Origin of the sequence: Streptomyces sp. NBC_00075, from assembly GCF_045041225.1 — a bacterium.
Lineage (GTDB): Bacteria > Actinomycetota > Actinomycetes > Streptomycetales > Streptomycetaceae > Streptomyces > Streptomyces adonidis.
Genome location: NZ_CP108243.1, coordinates 10,520,381 through 10,544,909 on the forward strand (window position 1 = coordinate 10,520,381; position 24,529 = coordinate 10,544,909).

20 protein-coding genes are annotated in these 24,529 nt (G+C 68.4%); 13 read left to right on the forward strand and 7 right to left on the reverse strand.

Annotation, left to right across the window (positions count from 1 at the left end; genetic code table 11):
* Positions 1-22: 22 nt before the first annotated feature.
* The gene (locus OG787_RS46040) at positions 23-1,573 is read right to left on the reverse strand and encodes an ABC transporter substrate-binding protein (RefSeq protein ID WP_405539435.1); all 1,551 of its coding nucleotides are present in this window, start codon (positions 1,571-1,573) and stop codon (positions 23-25) included.
* A 338-nt stretch (positions 1,574-1,911) separates the two neighbouring features.
* Between OG787_RS46040 and OG787_RS46045 the strand changes: the two genes are divergently transcribed.
* Positions 1,912-3,243, forward strand: coding sequence for an aspartate aminotransferase family protein (locus OG787_RS46045; protein WP_405539436.1), 1,332 nt, complete (start codon positions 1,912-1,914; stop codon positions 3,241-3,243).
* Between the two features lie 192 nt (positions 3,244-3,435).
* The gene (locus OG787_RS46050) at positions 3,436-4,182 is read left to right on the forward strand and encodes a TetR/AcrR family transcriptional regulator (protein ID WP_405539437.1); all 747 of its coding nucleotides are present in this window, start codon (positions 3,436-3,438) and stop codon (positions 4,180-4,182) included.
* Positions 4,183-4,355: 173 nt separating this feature from the next.
* Here OG787_RS46050 and OG787_RS46055 read toward each other — a convergent pair whose 3' ends face one another.
* Positions 4,356-5,444 carry a phosphotriesterase gene (locus OG787_RS46055; RefSeq protein WP_405539439.1) on the reverse strand — a complete coding sequence of 363 codons (1,089 nt, stop codon included), beginning with the start codon at positions 5,442-5,444 and terminating at the stop codon, positions 4,356-4,358.
* Positions 5,445-5,724: 280 nt separating this feature from the next.
* On the opposite strand from OG787_RS46055, the gene OG787_RS46060 reads away from it, so the two are divergent.
* On the forward strand, positions 5,725-7,464 hold the full coding sequence (locus tag OG787_RS46060) for a CocE/NonD family hydrolase (protein ID WP_405539441.1): 1,740 nt from the start codon (positions 5,725-5,727) through the stop codon (positions 7,462-7,464).
* Positions 7,465-7,562: 98 nt separating this feature from the next.
* Here the strand turns inward: OG787_RS46060 and OG787_RS46065 are convergent, their stop codons facing one another.
* Positions 7,563-8,894, reverse strand: coding sequence for an amidase (locus OG787_RS46065; RefSeq protein WP_405539442.1), 1,332 nt, complete (start codon positions 8,892-8,894; stop codon positions 7,563-7,565).
* 74 nt (positions 8,895-8,968) lie between these two features.
* Positions 8,969-10,837, reverse strand: a complete 1,869-nt coding sequence (locus OG787_RS46070) for a CocE/NonD family hydrolase (protein WP_405539444.1) — start codon at positions 10,835-10,837, stop codon at positions 8,969-8,971.
* A gap of 1,266 nt (positions 10,838-12,103) precedes the next feature.
* Here OG787_RS46070 and OG787_RS46075 point away from each other — a divergent pair.
* Positions 12,104-12,823: a FadR/GntR family transcriptional regulator gene (locus OG787_RS46075; RefSeq protein WP_405539445.1), complete on the forward strand. Its 720-nt coding sequence runs from the start codon at positions 12,104-12,106 to the stop codon at positions 12,821-12,823.
* Positions 12,824-12,906: 83 nt separating this feature from the next.
* On the opposite strand, the gene OG787_RS46080 is transcribed toward OG787_RS46075, so the two are convergent.
* Positions 12,907-13,887, reverse strand: coding sequence for an alpha/beta hydrolase (locus OG787_RS46080; protein ID WP_405539446.1), 981 nt, complete (start codon positions 13,885-13,887; stop codon positions 12,907-12,909).
* Positions 13,888-14,219: 332 nt separating this feature from the next.
* Here OG787_RS46080 and OG787_RS46085 point away from each other — a divergent pair, with 332 nt between their 5' ends.
* From OG787_RS46085 to dmpG, 4 genes are all read left to right on the forward strand, one after another.
* A complete protein-coding gene (locus tag OG787_RS46085) occupies positions 14,220-14,534 on the forward strand; it encodes a hypothetical protein (RefSeq protein WP_405539448.1) in 315 nt (104 codons plus the stop codon).
* Positions 14,535-14,887: 353 nt separating this feature from the next.
* A complete protein-coding gene (locus OG787_RS46090) occupies positions 14,888-15,517 on the forward strand; it encodes a helix-turn-helix domain-containing protein (protein ID WP_405539449.1) in 630 nt (209 codons plus the stop codon).
* Between the two features lie 90 nt (positions 15,518-15,607).
* Positions 15,608-16,507: an acetaldehyde dehydrogenase (acetylating) gene (locus tag OG787_RS46095; protein ID WP_405539451.1), complete on the forward strand. Its 900-nt coding sequence runs from the start codon at positions 15,608-15,610 to the stop codon at positions 16,505-16,507.
* Between the two features lie 23 nt (positions 16,508-16,530).
* A complete protein-coding gene (gene dmpG, locus OG787_RS46100) occupies positions 16,531-17,625 on the forward strand; it encodes a 4-hydroxy-2-oxovalerate aldolase (RefSeq protein WP_405539453.1) in 1,095 nt (364 codons plus the stop codon).
* A gap of 10 nt (positions 17,626-17,635) precedes the next feature.
* Here dmpG and OG787_RS46105 read toward each other — a convergent pair whose 3' ends face one another.
* Together OG787_RS46105 and OG787_RS46110 are read right to left on the reverse strand one after the other, a co-directional pair.
* The gene (locus tag OG787_RS46105) at positions 17,636-18,490 is read right to left on the reverse strand and encodes an IclR family transcriptional regulator (protein WP_405539455.1); all 855 of its coding nucleotides are present in this window, start codon (positions 18,488-18,490) and stop codon (positions 17,636-17,638) included.
* A gap of 186 nt (positions 18,491-18,676) precedes the next feature.
* Complete coding sequence (locus OG787_RS46110) at positions 18,677-19,648, reverse strand: zinc-binding dehydrogenase (protein WP_405539457.1); 972 nt, start codon at positions 19,646-19,648, stop codon at positions 18,677-18,679.
* Positions 19,649-19,905: 257 nt separating this feature from the next.
* Between OG787_RS46110 and OG787_RS46115 the strand changes: the two genes are divergently transcribed.
* Genes OG787_RS46115 through OG787_RS46135 form a run of 5 tightly spaced genes read left to right on the forward strand, consistent with a single transcriptional unit; the run spans position 19,906 to position 24,480 of the window.
* Positions 19,906-20,712: a 2-keto-4-pentenoate hydratase gene (locus tag OG787_RS46115; protein ID WP_405539458.1), complete on the forward strand. Its 807-nt coding sequence runs from the start codon at positions 19,906-19,908 to the stop codon at positions 20,710-20,712.
* Positions 20,713-20,748: 36 nt separating this feature from the next.
* Positions 20,749-21,642 (forward strand): VOC family protein, encoded by an 894-nt coding sequence (locus tag OG787_RS46120; RefSeq protein WP_405539459.1) that lies wholly within the window; start codon positions 20,749-20,751, stop codon positions 21,640-21,642.
* Positions 21,639-22,916: an aromatic ring-hydroxylating dioxygenase subunit alpha gene (locus OG787_RS46125; protein WP_405539460.1), complete on the forward strand. Its 1,278-nt coding sequence runs from the start codon at positions 21,639-21,641 to the stop codon at positions 22,914-22,916. Before OG787_RS46120 ends, OG787_RS46125 begins: the two co-directional genes overlap by 4 nt.
* Positions 22,913-23,263 (forward strand): bifunctional 3-phenylpropionate/cinnamic acid dioxygenase ferredoxin subunit, encoded by a 351-nt coding sequence (locus OG787_RS46130; protein ID WP_405539461.1) that lies wholly within the window; start codon positions 22,913-22,915, stop codon positions 23,261-23,263. The genes OG787_RS46125 and OG787_RS46130 overlap by 4 nt, the downstream gene beginning before the upstream one ends.
* A complete protein-coding gene (locus tag OG787_RS46135) occupies positions 23,260-24,480 on the forward strand; it encodes an NAD(P)/FAD-dependent oxidoreductase (RefSeq protein ID WP_405539463.1) in 1,221 nt (406 codons plus the stop codon). Before OG787_RS46130 ends, OG787_RS46135 begins: the two co-directional genes overlap by 4 nt.
* Positions 24,481-24,529: the final 49 nt, after the last annotated feature.

Below are 24,529 nucleotides of genomic sequence, written 5' to 3' on the forward strand. Positions count from 1 at the left end.
CGCCACCCGGAGGCGACGAGCCTCAGCCGGCGACGCGGATCGTCTTGTAGTCGACGTTGCCGTTGAACACGCCGACCGTGAGCCCGTCACGCATCACGAGCTCGTTGGTGACGGAGGCGAGCGGCACGACTGCCACGTCGTCGAGGATGATCTCCTGCACCTTCGCGAAGGCGGTGCACTTGGCGTCCTGGTCGATTGCGGAAAGTGCCTGGTCCAGCGCGGCATCGGCCTTGGGGAGGTCGGCCCCGGTGACATTGCGGCCGCCTTCTTCCGCGGGCGTTCCGAACACGCGGGTGAGGGAGGTGAGAAGCGGGGCGTTCGCCCCGAGAAGGGTCAGGTCCCATGGCTTGCTCTGCTGCGTGATGACGGTGGCCCACCCGGCGGTGTCGGTGTTCTTCAGGGTCACATCCGCGCCGGCGGCGGTGAGGGCTTCCTGGACGTAGGTGTTGCCGGAGCCGCCGACACCGAGGGAGTTCGCGCCGATCATGTCGATCGACCGACCGGCCAGCGCTTTGGCCGCGGCGTCCTTGTCCTCCGGCACGAGCAGCGAATCGTCGTCGATCGCGCACTGGGTCTGGGCGTCGGCGATGCTGGCCGATACCGGTGAGCGACCGTTCGAGACCGCGTTGACGTACCCCTTGCGGGAGAGGGCCTGGGCCACGGCGGTACGCAGTGCGATGTTGTCGTGGAACACGCTGCCTTTACGTTGGTTGAAGGCGACGTAGGTCCAGCCGATCACGGCCTGTTCGACCGAGTAGTCCTGCGACGACTCGAAGCGGCTCACGTTGTCGTCGGCGATGCCGGCGAAGTCGAGGTCGCCGCTCTGCAGTTGATTGGCGATCGTTGAGTTGTCGGTGCTGATGCCGAAGTTGATGGTCGCCGGTGCGACGCCTTCGAGCTTGCTGGTGTATTCCGGCCACTGGTCGTAGTCCGTGCGCAGGGCCAGCTTGTAGTTCACGCCGGGCTGCGCGGTGACGAGGGTGTAAGCGCCGGAGTAGGCGCCGTCGACAGGGCGGGTGGCGAGTGCCTTGGGGTCGGCCAGTCCGGTCGGACAGACGATCCCGGACTGCGAGAAGGTCATGCCTGTCGGTAGCTCGGAGAACGGCCGGCTGAGCCTGATGGCCACGGTCGACGTCGCGTCGTCCGCGGTGATGGTGGCGTCGCCCGGGCCGAAGACCAGTGCGCGTGCCGATGACGCGGTGGCCGGGTCGGCGAGCTTCGTGAGTGAATCGGCGACCACCTGAGCGGTGATCTCGGTGCCGTCGGAGCATGTCGCGCCGTCTCGGATGGTGAACGAGTACGACGTCGCCGAATCCGTCGTCCAGTCGTCGGCGAGACCGCCGACGAGGGTGTTGTGGGCATCGAGGCGCAGGAGCGTGTCGTAGAGGAGGCTCTGGATCTGGGTGTCGACCTGGATCCGGGAGGCGAGCGGGCTGAAGCCCGACGGGTCGGCGGGCAGCACGGTGTTGACGGTGACGTCCCCTCCCGGCTCTGCGAGCGAGGCCGAGCAGCCGGTGAGGGCAAGTGTTGAGGCGACGACGATCGCCCCGATGACTCTCGGGTATCGGGACAAGGATCCTCCAGGGTCGGGCGGTGCGGCGGGGAAGCCCGGACCGCGTGGTGATCTGCGTGGTGATCTGTTCGTCCAGAACGCTGTACTAGAGATGCGAACCGAGGCTAGGCAGTGAGCGTTTCGCGCAGGGCACGAGTGATTTCCGCTGGGTGAACTTTGAGTACCGCAATTATGGGGATTTTTATGGACTAAGTATCCCGACGATCGGTGAGGTCGGATGGCCCTAGCCGCTGGAAACATGCCCGCCACAAACCGCGTCTATGTTGTACGGCGTACTAGCGATGTAGGCAAGAGCGTTCGCGGCCGCTCGCCCGACAACAGAGGAGCACTTCGCCACCATGCGATCGACCCTGATTCAGAACGTGCTCGACGCCGAGCTTCCCGCCATCGAGAGCGCGTCGGGTGTCTGGCTCACCGACACCGAGGGGCGCCGGTACTTCGACGCCTGCTCCGGCGCGGTCGTCACCACCATCGGTCACGCGCATCCGCACGTGGTGCGGGCGATCGCCGAACAGGCGGCCAAGGTCACCTTCACGCACCGGGGCGCGTTCACCAGCACCGCGACGGACGCCCTCGCCGACCGCCTCACGGCGATGACCGGATACGCCGGTGCCTGGTTTGTGAACAGTGGCTCGGAGGCCACCGAGGCGGCCATGCAGTTTGCCCTGCAGTACTTCCGCGAGACCGGGCGGCCCGAACGCCAGTGGTTTCTCTCGCACCGGAAGGGTTATCACGGCAACACCCTCGGCGGGCTCTCGCTCTCGGGGCATGCCCGGCGCGGCGTCGCCGGTGAGCTGGCGCACGACTTCCCGGTGCTCACCGCCCCCTATGCCTTCCGCGATGCTCCCGGCCTGACCGATGCGGAGTACTCCGCGGTACTGCTCGGCGACGCGCGCCGGCGGTTCGAAGAGCACGGCGGCACGCTCGCGGCCGTCGTCGTCGAGGCGGTCGGCGGTGCGACCCTCGGATGCACCACGCCGCCGGACGGCTACCTGCAGGGGCTGCGCGCCCTCTGCGACGAATTCGGCGTTCTGATGATCGTCGACGAGGTGATGACCGGAGCCGGGCGGACCGGCACCATGCTCGCCGTCGACCACTGGGACGTGCGCCCCGATATCGTGGCGCTCGGCAAGGGCCTCGCGGCCGGGTACAGCCCGATGGCCGCCACGCTCGTGAACGAGCGGGTGCTCGGCGCCATCCGTGAGGGCAGCGGCCGGATCCACGGCGGGCACACCTACGCCGGGAACCCCTTGTCGATCGCGACCGGAATGGCAGTTCTCGACGTGCTCGAGAACGAGAAGGTGATCGAGAGGGCCGCCGCTCTCGCACCGGTCTTCCAAGCGCACATGGAACGTGTCGCATCCGTCCATCCGAGCATCGTCGACGTGCGCGGTATCGGGATGATGCGCGCCTTCGAGTTCGAGCTGACCGACGGGAGGCAACGGGCGACCGGAGCGCTCGCCGCGCGCTTCGCCGCGATCTCCCAGCACGAGGGTGCGATCGTCTACGCGACCACAGGGGGCTACAACGACGCCGTCTCGGTGGCCCCGCCGCTGGTGGCCACCGAGACCGAACTCGACGAGCTCTTCGACATCATCGACCGTGCGCTCACGGTGTTCGAGACCGAGCTCGGGATCGGCGTACCGGTCCTGGAAGGAACCGTCTCATGACCGCCGGGCCGGCGGTCGCCCTCGCCATCGGCTCGCGGCCAGTCGTGACGCCCAGCTACGAGCACCTGTGTTCCGCAGCAGACGAGGGAGCGTCGGGGCGACAGCCGGATTTCGCGCCGGACGGCCGACGGCAATGATCACCACCGAGCAGTCCGGCGCCTTCACGGTCGAGAACCCTGCGAGACTACTCACATGACCGAGGTGAACGAGCGACGTGAGCGGGCACGAGCCGATCGGGCGGCATTCCCCGACGGCGGTTCGCTGAGCGGCGCACAGGTGCTCGACGCGGCGCTCGCCCTCATCGACCGCGAAGGCATGGATGCCCTCAGCATGCGCAAGCTGGCCGATTCGCTAGGGGTCTATCCCGCCACCATCTACTGGCACGTCGGCAACAAGAACCAGCTGATCGCCAAGGTCTGCCAGCGAGTCTTCGACTCCATCGAACTCGCTGAGGTCGGCGACGTACCGTGGACGGCGTGGATCCGTCAGCTCGCCACCTCCGCGCGGACCGTCATGGGGAGGCATCCGAGCCTCGCCGCGGGCTTCACCTCCACGATCCAGGTCAGCGCTTCGAGTCTTACCCTCGCCGATCGCCTGATGCAGGTGCTTGAGGGGGCAGGTTTCCGCGGGGAACGCCTCGTGATGGTCTACAACACCGTGCTCGGAACGATCTTCGGCTGGATCTCGGCCGAGTTCGCGACAGAGCTGGCCAACTCCGATTCCGACTGGACCGCGGAGTACGCGGCTGCGCTGAACGAGGCGAGTGACGAGGAGCTGCCCGCGATCCGCCGCAATCTCCTGCTCGTGGCCAACCGCGTCTTCATGCTGCGCTGGACTTCGGGCCGGACGACCCCGATGGAGGGCAGCTTCGACTTCATGGTCGAGACCATGATCGCCGGTCTGGAACGCATGCTCGAGCGCGACGACCGGCCGCTGTAGACCGCCCCCCGCCCTTGCGAACGCAGGCTGGGGTGGTGGTGATCTACTTCGATGGATACTGGCCGACCAGGCCTCCCGGTGGTCGGCCGCGACGGTCCACGAGCGGCTGCTCGCGGGTGGCAGAGACCCACCGGATCAGGGGACTTGGCCTCTGATCCGGAGGGCCGGGACGGTCAGACGATGGCCAACAGGCGGGCCGGGTTGTCGATCGTGAGCTGCCGGATCGTCTCCTCGCTCAGCTCCCAGATGTGCATGAGCGGCACGACGTTGCGGAGATAGTGCCCATAGCCCCAGCCGCCGTACGTGGCGAGCTGGTGCTTGAGGTGGATGTCATGACCGACCACGATCTGCTCGCTGTAGCCCAACTCGGCGAGTTCGCGGATCTGTTTGATGCGCCCCGTGTCGTTCGGCATGTCGGGCATGTGGTCGTCGGCGAGTGCGGCTGCCGCGGGGTAGTAGCCCTCCATGCCGAACACGTCGTACTCGATGGTCATGCCGCTGTCGAGCACGTCGCGCTTGGTCTCGAGTTCGTAACCGCAGCGGTCCATGTGCCCCATCACCACGCGCGTGAGATCGGCGCCACCCTCGGCGAGCACGTCGCGGATCTGGCCGAGTGCGGCTTCGTTGCGGCCCGGATGGATCGAGATCGACACACCCGTCTCCCGCTGGGCGATCGCGCCGGCGAGCAGCACCTTGCGCTCGTTCGGCGTGAGCGGCCAGGAGCAGCCGAGCTCGCCGAGGAGGCCCGCCTTCGCGCCCGTCTCCGGATTGCCGACAAGGATGTGGTCGATCAGCTCCGCGGCGATCTCGTCGACGGTGCGTTCACCGATGCGTGCCTCGGGCTTGTGGGCCTTGTCGATGAAATGACCCGCCCCGGCCACGATGTTGATCCCGGACGCGCGGGAGAGCTCGACGACGTGGTCGAGGTTCTTCGGGCCGTGCATGGTCAGTTCTGTGATGGTGCCGCCGCCGGAGCGCTTGAACAGCTCCAGTTCGCGGAGCCACTCCTCAGCCGAGGCGGCCGTGTTGTTCTCACGGCTTTCCCGCAGGTTGTACCGGATCCACCAGAGGTTCTCGAGCGTCACCGGGGCGCCGAACATCTCTTTCCCGATCGGGTCCTCGGGTTCTGTGAGGTAGGTCGATCCCGTGATGGTGGGTACGCCCGGCTGCATGATGTGCTCGTGCATCATCGTGTGGCCGAGCTCACTGGGGTCGATCAGGCCCAGGACGGTCTGGACCTTACCTCGGCGTTCTTCTGGCATGGTCTCCTCATTCGTTCGAGGTGGTGTACGACGCGCGTCAGGGGGTGCAACTCCTAGTACGATGTACTAGGAGCCTCGCCCCGACGGTAGTCCGCTTGTATTACGAACGAGTTTCGATTGCCCGGCCCGGCAGTGCGACAGTCGCAGTCTCGGCACTATGCGAGGGTGAATCTGCACGGGGGAGAAGTTGTGCGAAATGATCAGGAAACGCAGGCGCGTTAAGTTCCAGATCGTTTATAGGACGATGTTCTAGACATTCGGATCGGCCAGGAGGCCCCTCATGACTACGCGATCCCCGTTCCAGTCGCCCCGAGCGCGAGTGGGCACCGCCGACCCGGGCGCGTCCTGGACGCTGCCGGCGGCCCGGTTCGGTGTGACCGTGGTGAACGACCAGACGATCACGATGTCCGACGGCGTGCGGATCGTCGGCGACATCGCCTACCCCGCCGACCTCGAGACGGGCGCCATCGCGGAGGGAGAGTTCCCGGTACTGCTCTCGCAGACTCCGTACACCGGCGAAACCGCTGAGTCGAACGACGTGGCCACGGCCGCGCGCTACTTCACCGAACGCGGGTACATCTACGCGAAGACGTGCATCCGCGGTACCGGGCGGTCGGGCGGCGAGTTCGTGTTCTGGTCGCCGCAGATCGGAGCCGACGGCGTCGAACTCGCCGACTGGGCGGCGGCGCTGCCCGGCTCCAACGGTACCGTCGGCCTGGTCGGATTCTCCTACCTCGGAATCGCTCAGCTCTACACCGCCGCGGCGCTCGGGCCGGACTCCCCTGTCAAGGCGATGGTGCCGGCGTGCGCGGGGGGCGACGTCTACCGCAGCCAGATCGTCGACTACGGCGGAATGCCGAGCCCGATCGTGGACCTGATCCGCACCTTCGGACAGGTGGCCGGTGACCGAGCGGGCGCGATCGGCGTCGAACTCGCCGACGCCATTGCCGCGGGGGAGGACGAAGCCTACTTCCGCGACTACTGGCGCTCCACAACGGTCGGCGACGAGGCTCAGGCGATCGTCGATTCCGGAGTGCCGATCCTGCAATGGACCGGCTGGGACGACCCGGGGATGCCCTCGACCCTCGAGCTCTACAGCGCGCTGCAGAACGCATCCGCCGGACGTGACCTCTTCGCGCCGATGCGTGCGAGCGACAGCACGGATCCGCGTTACCAGGTCGTGGTCGGACCGTGGCAACACGGCGTCGGACTGAGCGACGCCGCCACACTTGCCTGGCTCGAGACCTGGATGTCCGGTGCCGGCACCGGCCTGGCCGAGAGCGCGACTCCGCTGCATCTGTGGGAGAAAGGCACCTCGGGCGACGGCGGCACGGGTTCCTGGCTCGAGACCTCGGCGTATCCGCTGGTCTCCGACTACTCCATCGCCGCGCTCGGCGACGGCACGCTCGAGACGACCGTGCCGACCGCCACGAGCACCACGACCGTCGACTGGGCACAGCCGACCGAGACCGGCGCCTCGGTGAGCTACGACTCGGAGCCCTTCGCCGAGGGCCTCACCCTGGCCGGTCCGGTGGCGGCCACGGTGTGGGCGAGCAGCAGTTCCACGAATCTGCGGCTGATCACGACCCTGGACGACGTGGCGCCGGACGGCACCACGTCCCTGGTGTCGAACGGGAACCTGGTCGCCGGCCTTCGCGACCTGGACGAGGCGCGAACCTGGACCGACTCCGAGGGCAGGGTCACGAATCCCTACCACACGTTCCTCGACGACTCCCCCCTCACTCCCGGCGAGGCCGTCAAGCTGTCGATCCGCCTCGACCCCGTGATCACCGACATCGAACCCGGGCACTCGCTGCGGCTGACGATCACGACCCAGGAGCCCGGCCCGATCCTCCCGACGCCTGCGCAGCGGGCCACGCTGCCTGGTGTCTACACGATCCACTCGGGGGGCGCCTACGATTCCGCCCTCACCCTGCCCGTGGTGCCCTACCGCTCGTTCGACACCGTCGGCTCCGGCGAGGTGCCTGCGGCATTCGTGTTCGAGCAGGGCGGGGAATAGCCGGGCCCGTTGGCAGGCAGCGCCCGACACTCTGGCGATGGGCGCCTGCGGCGCAGCCGCCCATCGGTCCCCGGCAGGTGTCTCCGGTCACCCGCTTCTCAGGCGAACGCAGGTGGCGGTTCGACAGACAGACCGCCGAGGAACGCGGATGCCGCACGCAGGATCAGCGCTTCCTGGTGCGGTCGCCCCACGATCTGCATACCTATGGGGCGCCCGTGAAGGAATCCGCAGGGAACCGAGACGGCGGGGTATCCGTAGATATTGAAGAGGTGAGTGTAAGCGCCGTACGTAGCCATGAAGTTGCTCCGGCGGTGATCGGAACGCTTGCAGAACACGTCCCATTCCGCGACCGTCGGCGCGGTGAACTGCAACGTCGGGCTCAGCAGCAGGTCGTGTCGTTCGAAAACCCGCTCAAACCTGTCCCAGTTCCGTCCGTACAGCTCTTGACCGGCTTGCAGGCTGTCCGAAGTGTGTGATGCCGCGAACGCCACCACGGTGAGGGGCGGGCCGTAGGCAGACGTCATGGCGGTGAACGCCGGCCAGTAGTCCTCCCAGCTTTCGTCGGCCGCCTCGACCTTCGCACCGAGTTCGACGAAGCGACTCGCCGCATCGCGGATCGCGGTGACGACGTCCGGCGTCTCCTCCACCGCATGCTCTGCGGCGAACCCGAAGTCGTCCGTCCACGCGAGCCTGAGTCCGGAGACACCGTCATCCAGACCGGTGAGGTAGTCCGGTGCGGCGGTGCGGATCACGAACGGGTCGCGACCGTCCGGGCCTGCGATCGCCTGCATGACGATCGCGGCGTCCCGGACGTTACGTGCGAGCGGGCCCGTTGAGCCACCCTGGGTGACGACGGGCGCCTCGTAGTCGACAGCCGGGACCCGGCCCTCGCTCGTATGGAACCCGATGATGCCGCTCATGGCCGCGGGGAGACGAACCGATCCTGCGCCGTCCGAGCCTATGGTCAGCGGGGTCATTCCCGCTGCGACGGATGCCGCACCGCCCGCGGTGGAGGTACCTGGGATCCGCGTGGTGTCCCAGGGGTTGCGGGGATGGTCGGCGAGGTCGGGCATCGTGGGGTCGGTTCCCACGCCCGGCATGATCGTCGTGCCGACGATGATCGCGCCCGCGCGGCGGAGGCGCTCGACGAGAATGGCGTCGGCCGCCGCCACACCTGTGCCGCCCTGTGCGGTGATGGTCCAGTTCGGCAGACCGGCCACGTTGATGTGTTCCTTGATCGAGATCGGGATGCCGTGCAGGGGGCCGAGGGCATCGCCCTTGGCGACGGCGTCCGTAGCGCGTCGCGCCTGTCCACGAGCTCCTTCGGGATCGAAGGTCCGGAAGGCGTGCAGGACCGGTTCGAGAGCTTCGATACGGGAAAGGAAGTGCTCGGTCACTTCGAGCGGTGAGATCTCGCGTCGCCCGACCATCTCCCTGATCTTCCAGGCAGGAGTCCACGTCAGGTCGCCGGCGGAGGTGGGCGGGACTGCTGCGCTGGTGGCGCTCATCGGTTCTCCGTCTCAGCAGGGATGATCGGCAGGACGAGTGCCGATGGATGCCGGTCGTCGTGCAGCACGGTCTGCCGGGCGGTGGTGGACTCCCCGTCCTCCAGGCTGCTTCGCCCCGTATTGGGATTGACATCGAAAAGGGGGTAGTTGCTCGACGCGATCTGCAGCCGTGCCGCGTGCCCCGGGAGGAAGAGGTAGCTGGTGGGGGTGAGTTCGATCGTCACACGCTGAACATCGCCGGGCCTGACCGGTCCGGGCGCATCCGGCCGGAAGCGCAGGCGGGTCACGCCGTCGCACACATTCGTCGACCTGCCGTCAGGATCGACATCGGTCAGTTTCGCGGTGAAGTCCGTGTCGACCGCGGACGTGGTCACCCAGAGCTCGACCGTCACAGGCCCGGTCACCTCGAAGCCTTCCGCCGACGGCGCGGAGGTGTACACGAGTACATCCTGACGACTCTCCACGTCGCGCTGGTCGAAGATGCCGGCCGGTGAGCCGGTCCCGAGCGACGTACCTCCACGAGTGGGGACGGGTACGGAGGGGTCGTGGACATAGGAGTCGGCAGGCTCCCCGGCCGACGGGGGCTCCTCCGAGAGCCGGCCGTCCCCAGCCGCGCTGTTCGCCGCGCCGCCCCCACGCAGGTGCAGCCTGCGCCAGTCGGTCCTGGCCAGCGGCCACTCCCATTCGTCGCGCCACATGTTCGCCCGCTGCACGTAAATACTGATCGGCGCCTCGGTGTCAACGCCGTTCTCGGCGCCCCGCAGGAACCGGTCGAACCACCGCGTGACGATCTGCGGCGTCGGCGCGTAGGAACTGCCGCCCATTTGCAGCGTGTCCGGAACCACGATGTCCGCCGGCGTCCACTCGGAGGCGGGTGCCAGCGGTCCGAAGTGGGTGTACGGCGAGATGACGAGCTTCTGCGGGCCGGCACCGGGATTCCGCTGAACGCGCAGGAAGTTGCGGATCGTGCCCCGGATGAAGATGTCGTGCCAGGCTCCGGCGTGCAGCATGGGCACAGTCACGCTGCCCATTCCCGACGTGGGGTCCCGACGCGCCCAATAGGGGTCGCGGGGATCCGGATGGGCGACCCACTCACCCACCCACGGCAGGTGGCCCGACAGCCAGGAAACCAGTTCGTGCGGGCTCTTTTCGTAGATCGCTTCCGCTGCGACGGACTGCTCGGCCATCAGCTCGGGGAGCCGTCTCATGAGTTCGGCGACCTGATCGGGGGTGACGTCCTCCTGCGCCATGAGTGCGGCGGCGACCGTCCGAAGCGGAAAATCAATGATCCGGGTGATGGCGGGGTCGTCGACCTTCTCCCCTGTCTGCTTGAGGACGTCCTCAAGCAGACTGGCGATCGGCCAGAGCAGCAACGCGTCCGTCTGGACCACACCCGGACCGAAGTAGCCGTATCCGTCGAACGGCCCGGCCGCCACCGCCGGAACGGCAGCACGGACAGCCGGATGGCCGCCTACAACGCCCAGCAGCGTGGTCAGCCCGAGGAACGAGCTCCCGGCCAGGCCCACTCCGCCGTCCGACCACGGCTGCGACACGATCCAGTCGATCGTGTCGTGCGCGTCGTCCCGGTCGTCGTCGGCAAGCTCGAAGGCACCTTCGGAGCCGTAGCGTCCACGCAGGTCCTGGACAACGATCACGTACCCCTCAGCCGCCGCTTCCTTCCCCCATGAGTCCAGCCCGGAGTACGTCTCATCCTTGCCGTACCCGGTGCGCAGCAGGAGGGTGGGCCACACACCGCCGCCTCGAGGGGCGTAGACCGACGTGGCGAGCCGAGTGCCGTCGCGCATCGGCACCAGGACCTCGTGGGCGTCGATCTCGGTGATCTTGGATTCGGGCAGCTTCTGCATCGTTCTCCTTTGAACTCTCAGTCGCTAGATCAGGTCGGGTACGGACGCTCAGCCCGTGGGTGGTGGGTTGCAGGGGCGCGGGAAGCCACGGAGAGGTACGGCTCGGGATCCTCGGTCCTTTTGACCGGGGCCCGTAGGGTGCCGGTCGTCCAGGGTGCGAGCAGCCTGCGAACCCAGTCCGTGCGCGTGGCGATGTCGGTCTGCGAGACAGCCGCCGATAGACGATCTGACCGAGTCCGTGAACGCCGCCGGGCCAGACGTGCAGCTCCGCAGTGCCACCCGCCAGCCAGATCTGACTCGCGTAGGCGATTTCCTCCTTCGCGGATGGCCGGACTCGACGTTCATGAGGCCAGTCTGCCTCGGACGACGGCGGCGGCCGGGCGCCGTTTGGCGGCCGAATGCCTTACAGCGACGCCAACTGGTGAGGTGTCCCGCAGAGGGCGATCATGGCCGCCTCAGGATCGCGACAGCATGACGTTTCGGTGCATTTCTCCAGGCAACGGGATTCAGGGAGCCGGAACCTCCCGCGCGGGGTGGAAACGGAGCAACGCACGACTGCCTCGACCGTCGCATCGGCCTGCAAGGCAAACGTCGTCACGGAAGAACTCGACGGAGTCGACGTCGATGAATGCCGGTGGTAGCCCGGAGAGATCGGTTTCCCTGGCTGCTGCGGCATGGCGGAACGTATCCGTACCACCTCGTCGATCACCTGCCGGGGTTGAACTCGTGGGGTGGGGCTGACATGAAGATGACCTGCAGTCGAGATCCTGATCAGGTTGTGGCGACGGGCTCGAAACGGTTGGACAGACCGAGGCTGTCGGGCTTTTCGGTTCCTGGGTTTTCGCTGAGATCGATTGAGAGACGGCGGCTTCCTACGAGCCATTCGTGAGCGAAACCGAACGGTGGGGCGGCCATGGTCCCTGTACGACCGCTGGGGAACCTCGGCCTGCCCGTATCCCACGACTCCGTTGTCCGCAGTGATGCGCACGATCGTCGCTTGGCAGGTGCTGTCCGCGTCGCTCAGGGCGTGGTGCTCTCCCGGGGGAGCATCACCGTCGGAACTTCCACATCCGTGATCTTCATCGAGCTTCCACCGGCCCTACCGTCCTTCGCGTGGTGGATGAAGGGCACCATCCGGTGTCATTGTTCATTTTTATGAATAATTCAATTAGCGCTTGATGAACGGGCCGTCTAGCCTTGGCGGTCAACCATCAGGCTGGGCGAGGTGCGCGCACCTCGTCCTTACCGATCGACCGGGGATGTGTGATGAGCGCGGCGCGTCTGGATTTCCGCTTCGGGACAGCGGACTCCCACGGCGGCCGGGGGCCTGACGCGGTGGTCGATCAGATCGTCCTGGCGATCCGCTCCGGCGCGTACCGCAGTGGCGATCACCTGCCACCTGCTCGGGCCCTTGCCCAAAGTGTTGGTGTGTCCCAGGGCACCGTCAGCGGAGCGATCAAGATCCTCGAGTCGCACGGCATCGTCAAGTCGACCCGCGGCAACAGCGGGGGCATCCGCGTCATCCGGGACGACATCCCGCGAGAGCTGCTCCGGATGCTGTCGCGGCACTCCGACACATGGCGCTCACGGGCGCATACCGAGCTCGTCCAGGCACGCAGGGCGATCGAGGTGCCTCTGGCGGTCCTGGCGTCGTTGAACGCCACGGCCGCCGACGTTGAGCACATGAGGGCCTGCCTCGACGAGATGCGAGCAGCGCACCGTGATCGCGACATGGCCGTATGGCTCAACGCGGATCTGCGCTTTCACTACGGCATGGGGCACGCCGCACGCAGCTCCGTGCTGGCCCGCTACCAGCATGAAGTGCTCACCGAACTCGCCCTGCTGGTTGACGCCAGCCATGACTTCCAGGATTCGGACCGGGTCGTGGCCATGCATGAGGAACTGGTGTCGTCCCTGCAGGCCCGGGACGAGGCGGCCGTCCGTGCCTTGATGGAGGGGCTCATCAGATTGGCGGACGCACCTTGACGGCCACCCCGAAATACAACGCGCCAGGCAGTGGCACGGGACGCAGTGTCCGCGTCCGCGCGACTGCCAGGGCGTAGAGCGTCTCAGGCGCCGAGGGCGCGCCGAAGCCATTCGGTCCGGGCGGAGTTCGCGGCCTTCGAGAGCGCGGCCTGAGGCGCGAGGACGTTGAATGCGTGATAGCCACCGGGCCAGACATGGAGTTCCGCGGACCCGCCCGCTTGCCAGATGCCACCGGCGTAGGCGACGGCTTCGTCCCGGAAGGTGTCCACTGATCCGATGTCGATGAACGCGGGCGGAAGACCGGAAAGGTCCGTCGCGCGTGCCGGCGCGGCATAGATGGACACGTCCGGTCCGCCGAGCCGATCGCCCAACAGCGCGGTCCAGCCCGTGCGGTTGGAGGTGCTGTCCCAGGTCGCGTCTCCGTTGAGCATGCGGCTGGAGTGGGTGTGCATCCGGTCGTCAAGCATCGGCTGCATCAGGAGCTGTCCGAACAGGGCCGGACCGCCCCGGTCACGGGCCATCAGGGCAGTGCCTGCCGCCAGCCCGCCGCCCGCGCTGGTGCCCGCGATCAGCAGGCGCTCCGGGGCGATGCCGAGTTCGACGGCGTGCTCGGCGGTCCAGACCAGCCCGGCGTAGCAGTCCTCGATAGGTGCGGGATCAGGGTGCTCGGGCGCCAGCCGGTACTCCACCGAGACCACGACGGCCCCGAACTGCACAGCCCAGTCAAGGAGATCGCCGACCTGAGTCCATTTGTCGCCCACGATCATTCCGCCACCGTGAGTGTGATAGATCCCCGCCGCAGGCGTGGAGAGCCCCGTCGGACGGCCGATCAGGAGTGAGATGTCCGGTGCGCCGTCGGGCCCGGGGACGGTTCGTTCCTCCAGCTCGATGGATCCGCCCCGGCTCAGGTCTTCATTCGCTGCGGCCTGGCCGGCCGCCGACTGTGCACGGATGGTCTCGATGAGGTCGGGTGTGATCGATGCCGGGATGGTCTCGGACAGGACCGTGAGCGCCGGGACGAGTTCTGGATCGTATGGCGGGCGCGCGAGCTTGGTCTTGGCCATTCGTACTCCTCGCATTCAGAGCCACCGCGTCGTGGCCCTGGCCTGCATGATGGACGGTGCTCGCGACGGGCAGTAGGCGCCAAGTGGTGTCGATATGGCTCCACGTCACGTCAAATGGCGCTTGCGCGCACGGGGTGATCCACATAGTCCGTGCCCAGATGTCGGAGCCGACGGTCAGCCTGGGGGACACCGGAAACGTGTGGCAGGTCACCACATAACCGGTGGCTGCCGCTGTGGATTCGAGCGCATGGCGGCGACGCATATCGGCCTCGTTGTCCTCGACTGTCAACGACCACATTTCTCCCCGGAGTCACTCGATAGAGAGGAGCACGGTGGGTGCCGCAGACGCCCCCTTGCTCGCGCAGGGTGTGTCGGGCCGGATGTGCGACGCCCCGTCCAGGACTGTGGACCCGCGGGCGAGCGAGGCAGTGGTGGAGCGGTCGTCGGGCGTGATGGTGACCTGGCGACCGGCCTGTCGGTCGGTGCGCCTGGTGCCGCATGGGCCGGACCGGCTCGTCGTCGGTGAAGAAGAGTTCCTGGTGGGCGCGTTCGAACGGTACGTCGAGGTCGGTCAGGAGCCGCTGCGCAGTGCCGATCATGATGAGCGAGCCGCACAGGGACCGGCGGTCTGCGGCGACGAAGCCTAGATGGGAGCGGCAAGACGCTCGGTGTCGAGGTGCCCGGACGGCGACTCGGCCTCGTGCGGCTCGCGTGACAGGACGTGGCGGCCGGCCTTCGGCCTTCATCGACGTGGGCGAGGTCGGAGGGTTCCGCGACGAGGCCGTCGACTACGCCAGCCGCGGCCGGCAGGCTGGCGACTCCGCCGAACTGCACATCGGGCCGAGCGGAGTCCACGGCTTCGAAACGATCTTCCTCCCAAGCGGCAGTGTCCCAAGACGTGCTTGCGCCCCAGACCGACAGCCACGAGCAGGTAGCCGCACCGGGGATCCCGGCACCCTTGTTCTTCAGCGCGCTGGGGCGCTCCACATACAGTGTCTCCATGTCATCCGGAAACGCCGTCGTCGCGCGGAACACGCGTGTCCTTCGAGAGCAGAGAGGGTTGTCCCTGGCCGAGCTCGCCCGCCGGGCGGGTCTGGCCAAGCAGACGCTGTCGAAACTGGAACAGGGCGTCGGTAATCCGACTGTGGACACCTTGTTCGCCATCGCGTCCGCCCTCGGTGTTCCGGTGACTCGGATAGTGGCCGAGCGCGAGCAGGTGATGACCGTCCAGCGCGCCGGCGAGGTCGTGTGGGACGAGCACAGCGGATTCGAGACCCGCTCCTTGGATCATGTCTACGGGTCCGGCGTCATCGAGAACTATCTGCTCCGCGTCAAGGCGGGGCAGGCGGCAGCCGGTGCGCTGTCGGAGCCGCATCCGGTGGGCACCCTGGAACACCTGTATGTGATCAGCGGCCGTGTGCGGGTGGGTCCGGCCGAGAGCCCGGTGGAGCTGGGGGCGGGCGATTTCGTCCGGTACCCGGGTGATCGGCCGCATGTCTACGAGTCGCTGGAGGGAGAGAGTCTGCTGCACCTGGTGGTGAGCGTCCCCAGGGTGCAGCCGGGCACCGGCGGGATCGGTGCGACGCGGACGCATGTCAACGGTTCGGACAACGCGGCACCACACGGCTGATCACCGCGTTTCGCGGGACGGCACAGGTGGTTGGCTGGGACCCGGGCCTGGAGTGACGGTGGCACCAGCCGATCGAGAAGGCGGTGCCAAGTGGTACTTCGTTGCGTGGTGGTGGGTTCGGGCAATATCGGCTCCGACCTGATTGCCAAGATCCAGCGGTCCCCTGGACTGGAGGCCGGGCTTCTGGTGGGGATCGATCCCGATTCACCGGGCCTCGCCCGAGCCCGTGAGATGGGCATAGAGACGACCAGCGACGGCGTCGCGCGACTGCTCGAGCGCGCCGAGGAGTTCGACCTCGTCTTCGAGGCGACCTCGGCGGGCGCCCATGCGGCCAACGCCCCGCGCTACCGTGCGGCCGGACTGACCGCGCTCGACCTGACGCCCGCGGCGGTGGGACCCTTCGTCGTTCCGGCCGTCAACCTGGACCAGGTGAGGGCGGAGCCCAATCTGAACCTCGTCACCTGCGCAGGGCAGGCGACCGTACCCATTGTGGCGGCGATCAGCCGGGTCGTCCCGGTGGTCTACGCGGAGATCGTGGCCACCATTTCCAGCCGCGCGGCCGGGCCGGGTACGCGGGCCAACATCGACGAGTTCACCGAGACGACGGCGTCGGCGCTGGAGCGGGTCGGCGGAGCCGGGCGGGGCAAGGCGATCATCGTCCTCAATCCGGCCGATCCGCCGGTGATCATGCGCAATACGGTGCTTTGCGGGGTGGACCCGGCGTTCGACGAACAGCAACTGCTGCGGTCGATCGAGGACATGGCCAAGATCGTCTCCTCGTACGTGCCCGGCTACCGGATCACTGCCGGCCCTCTGATCGAGCCCGGCCTGGGCCCTGGCGGCACCACCAAGGTGAGCGTCTTCCTGGAGGTGCGCGGCGCCGGGGACTACCTGCCCGAGTACGCCGGCAACCTCGACATCATCACGGCGGCGGCCGTCGCCACCGCCGAGCGGCTGGCGCCCGCCCTGGCCGGAGCGGGACGACGATGACCGACATCAAGCGGAGTGCAGAGATGACCCAGCGGCGTGGCCCGTCCGTGATCGACTCACCCGTGACCGGCGACGGCACCCAGGGCCCGCTGGCCGGTCGTGAGGTGCTGGTCTGCGACACCACCCTGCGCGATGGTTCGCACTCGGTCGGGCACCAGTTCACGACGGCACAGGTGCGCGCCGTCGCCCGAGGGCTGGATGCCGCTCAGGTGGCTTTGGTGGAGGTGACGCACGGAGACGGGCTCGGCGGCTCGTCCTTCACCTACGGTTTCAGCCACACGTCCGACATCGAGTTGATCAAGGAGGCGCGCGAAGAGCTGACACACGCCCGGCTCGCCGCGCTGCTGCTGCCCGGCATCGGCACCGTCGAGGACCTGAAGGAAGCGGTGGACGCGGGAATCGACGTCGTCCGGATCGCCACGCACTGCACCGAGGCCGATATCGCCGTCCAGCATCTGAAGGCTGCCAAGGAACTCGGGCTGGAGACGGTCGGCTTTCTGATGCTCTCCCACATGATCTCCCCGGAGGGGCTCGCGGCGCAGGCCAGGATCATGAGCGATGCCGGAGCCGACACTCTGTATGTGGTCGATTCGGCAGGAGCCCTGCTGCCGCACCAGGTCACGCACCGCGTACAGGCGTTGCGTGCGGAACTCGGTGAGATGGTGCCGCTCGGCATGCACGCCCACAACAATCTGGGCTGTGGTGTGGCGAACGCGCTTGCCGCTGCGGAGGCGGGTGCTGTCATCCTGGACGGCTCGCTCCACGGCCTGGGCGCCGGCGCGGGCAATGCCGCCACGGAGGTGCTGGCCGCGGCCCTGGAGCGGGCGGGAGCGCTGACCGGCATCGACGTGCTGGCCCTGACCGATGTGGCCGAGGACGTCGTGGCCAGGGAGTGCGCCGGCCGGCTGCCGTCGCTGGACCGGGGCAGCCTGATGCTCGGTTTCGGCGGCGTCTACAGCTCGTTCCTGCTGCACGCACGTCGCGCCGCTCAGCGTTTCGGGGTGTCCGAGTCCGACATCATCCTCGAACTCGGCCGTCGCCGCGTGGTGGGTGGCCAGGAGGACATGATCGTGGACGTGGCGCTGGAACTCAGGGAAGCGGCTGGTAGGACTGCCTGAACGTGACGGCTCAGGGGCGGATGAGTGCCTGTGCCGCGCCCTCGGGTGCGTGAGCCCGGATTGACGCGCGGGCCCTTGCCGCGGCCAGGGCCCGCGCGGCGTCGTAGGCCACCCGTCGTAGAGCCGGGGCGAAGGAACTCGGATCGAACCGGTGGTCTGCGCCGGCAACCGACAGCGCGGCCACCGGACGCCCGAGGCTGCCCATGATGGGCACGGCGACGCAGGCCAGGCCGGGCGCGGCCTCCTGCCGGTCGTAGGCGATCCCGCTCTGACGGATACGACGCAGTTCGCCTCGGAACAGCGCCGGATCGGTCAGGGTGTACTCGGTGCGCCGGAACAGACCTTGGCTGATGGCGAGCTCGGCCGCGTCGTCGTCGAAGGCCAGCAGGGCTTTGCCCACTCCGGTACAATACGCGGGCATCCGCGCGCCGACCTTCGCGGGCGAGCGTGCTGCCCGATGGCCGTGGATCTTGTCGACGTAGACGATCTCGGTGTCGTGCAGAACCGCCAGGTGCACGGTTTCGTGGGTCAGTTCGTACAGGTCGGCCAGATAGGGCAGCAGGCACTCCTGCAGCAGGGCGGTCGCCCCGTAGGCGCGGCTACCGATGTCGAACAGGTGTGTGCCGATCCGGTAGTTGCTGCCGACCCGCTCGACGACCTTGTTGCGGTGCAGGATGCCCAGCAGCCGAAACGCCGTGGACTTGGTCAGCTGGGTGCGACGGGCCAGTTCGCTGACGCCGATCTCTCGCTGCTGCTCCGCGAGTGACATGAGGAGTGCCAGTGCCTTGTCGACGGCCGTCTGCTGTTCCGGGTCACCTGCCGGGTCGAGGCCGGTGATCTGTACGGGGGACTCCTGAGAGGGCATGGCAGCCTCCGGTACTCGGTATGGGCGACCATCAGAGTGGACGTGCGTCAACTTTAGGTGACCATTCGGGGGTTGTAAACGCCCCTCGTGGGACGATCTGTACGAGCCGTTCGGGGGTTGCGTGTGGGTGCGGCGCGCGCACCCTCCGTAACGGTGAGGGAGCCGCGCCGCGGGCGATCGCAGGTATCAGCTCACACGGATGACGACCTTGCCGGTCAGCTCGCCGTCGAGCATCGCCCGGAAGCCCGAATGGATGTCGGACAGCGGCAGGACGCGATCGACCTGGGGCCGGATTCCCGCGCTCTCCATGAAGCGGAGCAGTGAGACGAACTCCTGCCGGGTCCCGCCGGTGGAGCCGAGCACCCGCTGTTGCCGGTAGAAGATCCGGTCCAGGTGGGCCGACGGGCTCGCGCCGCTCGTCGCCCCGGCCACCACCACGGTGCCGCCGGGGCGCAGCGACTTGAGCGAATGCTCCCAGGTGGCCTCGCCGACGGTCTCCACGACCACATCCACCCGCTCCGGGAGGCGGGCGCCCGAGAGCGCGACGTGGTGAGCGCCGAGCTCCAGCGCGGCCGCCAGCTTGGACTCGGACCGGCTGGTGGCGTAGACCGTCGCGCCGGCGGAGGAGGCGAGTGCGATGGCCGCGGTGGCGACGCCGCCCCCCGCCCCTTGCACCAGCACTCGGTCACCGGGGCGGATCCGGGCCTGGGTGAAGAGCATGCGGTATGCGGTCAGCCACGCCACCGGCAGGCACGCCGCCTCCTCGAACGACAAGGACGCGGGCTTGGGGACCAGATTGCGGCGCGGCACGCAGAGCAGCTCGGCGAACGCCCCGTCGTGCTGTTCGGAGAGCAGGGCTCGCCCCGGATCGAGCGTTTCGTCACCGCCACCGGCGGCCGGGTCACCGATGACCGGATGGATGACCACCTCGTTGCCGTCCTCGTCGATACCTGCCGCATCGCACCCCAGAACCATCGGGAGCCGGTCCGCGGGATGCCCCACACCGCGCAGGGTCCACAGGTCGTGATGGTTGAGCGCCGCCGCGACCACGCGCACGACAGCCCATCCCTCGGGTGCCTTCGGGTCGGGCACCTCGCGCAGTTCCAGACCGCTCAGCGGATCGTCCGGGTCCTGGTGTACGGCAACGGCGGCAAGCATCGGTCCTCCATGAGCTGTCTGTATCCGCGGGTATGCGGGATCCGCGGGCATGTGAACGAAGACAACCCTCGGCGTGCCCCATTGATCCAGCGAGTGTTCCGGCGCGCGGCACGGATGCGACTCCAGGGTGTCGGCAGTCGGGTCCGTGCGAGCCGGCGGAGGAGCGGCGGCACCTCGCCCGGCCTGCACTCATCACGATGTGCCGCATCTCGGCACGAGTTCTGGCTCTCACGTGCCCAGTGGCGTCTGCTGTGGTCATGCAGCGATACGACAGCGCGCCGAGCGTCGTCCCCGACGAACTCGCCGCCGTACTGCGGAAGGCCGAGGCCGACCGCAGCCCGGTGGAGCCCCTCACCCGGCTCCACCCGGGACTGACCGTCGCCGAGGCCTATGCCGTTCAGGACGCCAACACCAGGGCGCGCCTCGCCGCCGGGGAGCAGCTTGTCGGACGGAAGATCGGCCTCACCTCACAGGCGATGCAGCGTCAGTTCGGTGTGGACCAGCCCGACTTCGGGGTGCTGTTCGACCGCATGGTGATCGCCGACAGCGGGGTCATCCGCACCGGCGAACTGATCGCACCACGCGCCGAGGCCGAGATCGCCTTCGTGCTCGGCAAGCGCCTGTACGGCCCGGACGTGACCGCGGACGACGCTCGTGCCGCCGTGTCGCACACGCTGCTGGCGCTGGAAGTGATCGACAGCCGGATCGAGGAGTGGAAGATCGAGCTGGCCGACACGGTCGCCGACAACGCCTCGTCCGCCCGAGTCGTCGCCGGCCCCGCGATCGAGGCCACTCCGGAGCTGCTGCGGGATCTCAAGGACGAATACGTGGAGATGTCTGTCGACGGGCGGCGGGTGGCGGCAGGGGCCGGCGCGGCACTCCTCGGCGATCCGCTGGAGCCGGTGGCCTGGCTGGCGCGCACCCTCTACGCCTACGGGGTCGGCATCGAGGCGGGCGAGCTCGTCATGGCCGGAGCGGTGGACGCCGCCGTGCCACTGACCCCGGGCAGCACGCTGTCCGTGCGCTCCGGGCGGCTGCCGGCTCTGACGGCCACCGTCCACTGAACCACGAGTGAGCAAGCAAGCAAGAACGGAGCCGTCATGCAACTGAGCGGACTGGGCTACTTCGGCCTCCGCACCGGCAGGATCGATCAGTGGCGAACCTTCGCCGAGGACGTCCTGGGGCTGCGGGTCACCACGACCGATGACGGACTGCTGCTGCGCGCGGACGAACGCGCCTGGCGCATCGCGCTGCACGAGGCCGACACCGAGGCCTTCGGATACGTCGGCTGGGAGGTGCCGGGACCGGCCGAACTGGCCTCTGCCGTCGCCGAGTTGGAGACGGCCGGGGTCACTGTCAAGCACGCCGACGACGAACTGCTGCGGCAGCGCGACGTGCTGGGCCTGATCCACATCGAGGACCCGAACGGCATCCGCGTGGAGATCTTCCACGGAGCCCGCACCGCGGTCACCCCGTTCGTCTCGCCCACCGGCGCGCGCTTCGTCACCGGTGACCAGGGCCTCGGCCACGTGGTGTTCAACGTCGGCGACTTCGAGGCGACCTACCGCTTCTACACGCAGCTGCTCGGCTTCCGCCCCAGCGACTTCTGCGACCTGGGCCGCAAGCGGATCGCGTTCCTGCACACCAACCCGCGCCACCACAGCCTCGCCTTCGCGGGCCTGGTCATCGACCCGGAACGCAAGCCGAAGAAGGACATCGACCCCGGGGAACTGTTCCACTTCATGCTGGAGGCCGACGACTACGACACCGTCGGGTACGCGTACGACCGCGCCCAGGACTCCGGGACCCCCATCGCGCTGACGCTGGGCCGGCACAGCAACGACAGGATGCTGTCCTTCTACGCGGTCACGCCGTCCGGGTTCGAGGTCGAGTACGGCTACGGCGCGATCACCGTCTCCGATCCGTGGACCGCCACCCGTGTCGACGGCACCAGCCTGTGGGGCCACCGCCGCCCCGAGAGGCAGGGGGCATGAAGGTCTCCGACGTCAGCGGCCACTTCGACCTGGAGCACGGCCTGGTCGACCGTACGATCTTCGCCGACTCCGCCCTCTACCAGCAGGAACTGCGCCGCGTCTTCGCGCCCAGCTGGCTGTTCCTCGCGCACGAGAGCCAGTTCACCAAGCCCGGCGACTTCTTCACCACATACATGGGCGAGGACCCGGTCATCGTCACCATGGGCCGCGACCGCAAGCTGCGTGCCTTCCTCAACGCGTGCCGTCACCGCGGCATGCGGGTGTGCCGCGCGGACGCCGGCGCCACCAAGGCCTTCACCTGCAGCTACCACGGCTGGTCGTACGACACCTCCGGCAAACTGGTCAACGTACCCAACCGCGAGGACTATCCGGCCCACTTCGACCAGGAGCAGTGGGGCCTGACCGAGGTGGCCCAGCTGGACACGTACAAGGGGCTGGTCTTCGCCACCTGGAACCCGGGTGCTCCCTCGCTCGCCGCGGCGCTGGGCGGGATGACCTGGTACATGGACGCGATGCTCGACCGCGACCCGGAGGGCACCGAGGTCATCGGCGGCGTCCACAAGTGGGTGCTCGAAGGCAACTGGAAGCTGGCCGCCGAGCAGTTCGCCTCCGACTGGTACCACGTCAACATCTCGCACGCTTCCGCCCTGATGGTCATGTCACCGACCGGCAAGGGCCCCAGCACCGAGATCGTGCAGACACCGGGGCGGCAGTACTCCGACGAACTCGGCCACGGCCACGGCTTCCCGACCCACCCCAAGAGCCGCTTCGACGACCGCGTCGTGCATCAGTACTACGACTACGAGAAGCTGCGTGAGCGGCTCGGCGACGCCCGGGTCGAGGGACCGATGACGACCGGTCATGCCACGGTCTTCCCGAACTTCTCCTACCTCCCGGTCAACGGGAGCATCCGCGTCTGGCACCCCAAGGGCCCGGACAAGATGGAGGTCTGGGCCTGGACCCTGGTCGACAGGTCGATGCCCGACGAGGTCAAAAACGCGCAGCGCCTCTACAACCTGCGCACCTTCGGCCCCACCGGCATCTTCGAGCAGGACGACGGCGAGAACTGGAGCGAGGTCCAGGCCACGGCGCACGGCTTCATGGCCGGCTCGATGACCCTCAACTACCAGATGGGCCTGGGCCTGGAGGCGGACGACGGGGTGCACCCCGGCACGACCGGCCGCCTCTACACCGACGGGGCCGCCCGCGGCTTCTACGCCCGCTGGCGAGACCTGATGAACACCCCTGCCTGGCACGAGAAGGACCCGTCATGACCAGCACCACCGAAACCGGCATTCGCGTAGCGGCCCTCGGCGACATCCCCGAGGGCGAGGCACTGAAGGTCGAGGCCGAGCTCACCGGCCACGACGACGCCATCGCCGTCTTCCACGACGAGCACACCTACTACGCCCTGGACGACACCTGCACCCACGGCCGGGCGTCCCTCTCCGACGGCTGGATCGAGGGCGGCGAGGTCGAATGCCCGCTGCACAGCGCCCGCTTCTGCCTCCGGACCGGTGAAGCCCAGTGCATGCCGGCCACCATCGGCATGCGCACCCACCGCGTCGAGGTCCGCTCCGGCGCCGTCTGGCTCTACCCGGGGCAGGAGCCCACCGGATGAGCACGCCGCACCGGATCGTCGTCGTCGGGGCAGGCCTGGCCGGCGTCTCCACCTGTGACGCACTGCGCGCCGGGGGGTTCGACGGCGACCTGCTGCTGCTGTCGGCCGAGGACGGACTGCCCTACGACAGGCCCCCGTTGAGCAAGGACGTACTGCTCGGCAAGGCCCGCTACGAGGATCTCCTGCTCCGCCCGGCCGCCTGGTACGCGGACAACGCCGTCGAACTCCGCACCGGCGCCGTCGTCACCGCGCTGCTCCCTGCCGAAGACGCCGTCGAGCTGGCGGACGGACGACGGATCACCGCCGACCGGGTGGTGCTGGCCACTGGCGGCACACCACGCGCCCTGCCCGTCGAGGGCGGCGACGACCGAGCCGTGCACACGCTGCGGACCTGGGACGACGCCCTGCGCCTGGGGGAGCGGCTGCTGCCCGGGGCGAGGGTGGCCGTCGTCGGGGCCGGCCTGATCGGCGCCGAGACCGCAGCCGCCGCGGCGGCACTCGGCTGCCGGGTCACTCTGATCGACCCGGTACCGGTACCGCTGGCCGCCGCGGTGGGCAGCGACATCGCGCGGGCACTGCACCACAGACACGCCGAGGCGGGCATCCGCCTGGTCACCGGCGGCGTCGAGCGTATCGAACGCAGGACGGCAGCCGACGAGGTGCTCGTGCACACCACCGGCAGTGACGCGCCGCTGGCCGCCGACACGGTCGTGGTGGGCATCGGCATCCGGCCCGGCACCGCACTCGCCGAGGCGGCCGGACTGCACACCGGCAACGGCGTCGTCGTCGACGACCGGCAGCGCACCTCTCACCCGCGTGTCCTCGCCGTCGGCGACCTGGCCCGCCGCGACGGACACACCCTGCGCCACGAGCACTGGGACGCCGCACAGCGCGACGGCCAGGCCGCGGCCGCCGGACTCCTCGGCGCCGCGCCACCGGCCGGGCAGACGACCTGGTTCTGGTCGGACCGCCACGGCTCCCGGCTGGAGGCGGTCGGCACCATGGCCGACGCCGAACGCACCGTGCTGCGCGGCGCACCGGACCACGGATCCTTCACCGTCTTCGGGCTGCGCGGCGACCACCTGGTGGCAGCCGCGGCGATCGACCGAGGCCGCGACATCAGGACCGCACGACGGATCATCGACCGCGCCGCACCGGTCGACCCCTCCCGTCTCGCCGACGAAACCGCCGACCTGCGCGCCCTGCTGCGCGTCTGAGACCGGGGCCGGCCCACCCCGACCACCACGCGCCGCACCACCCGCAACG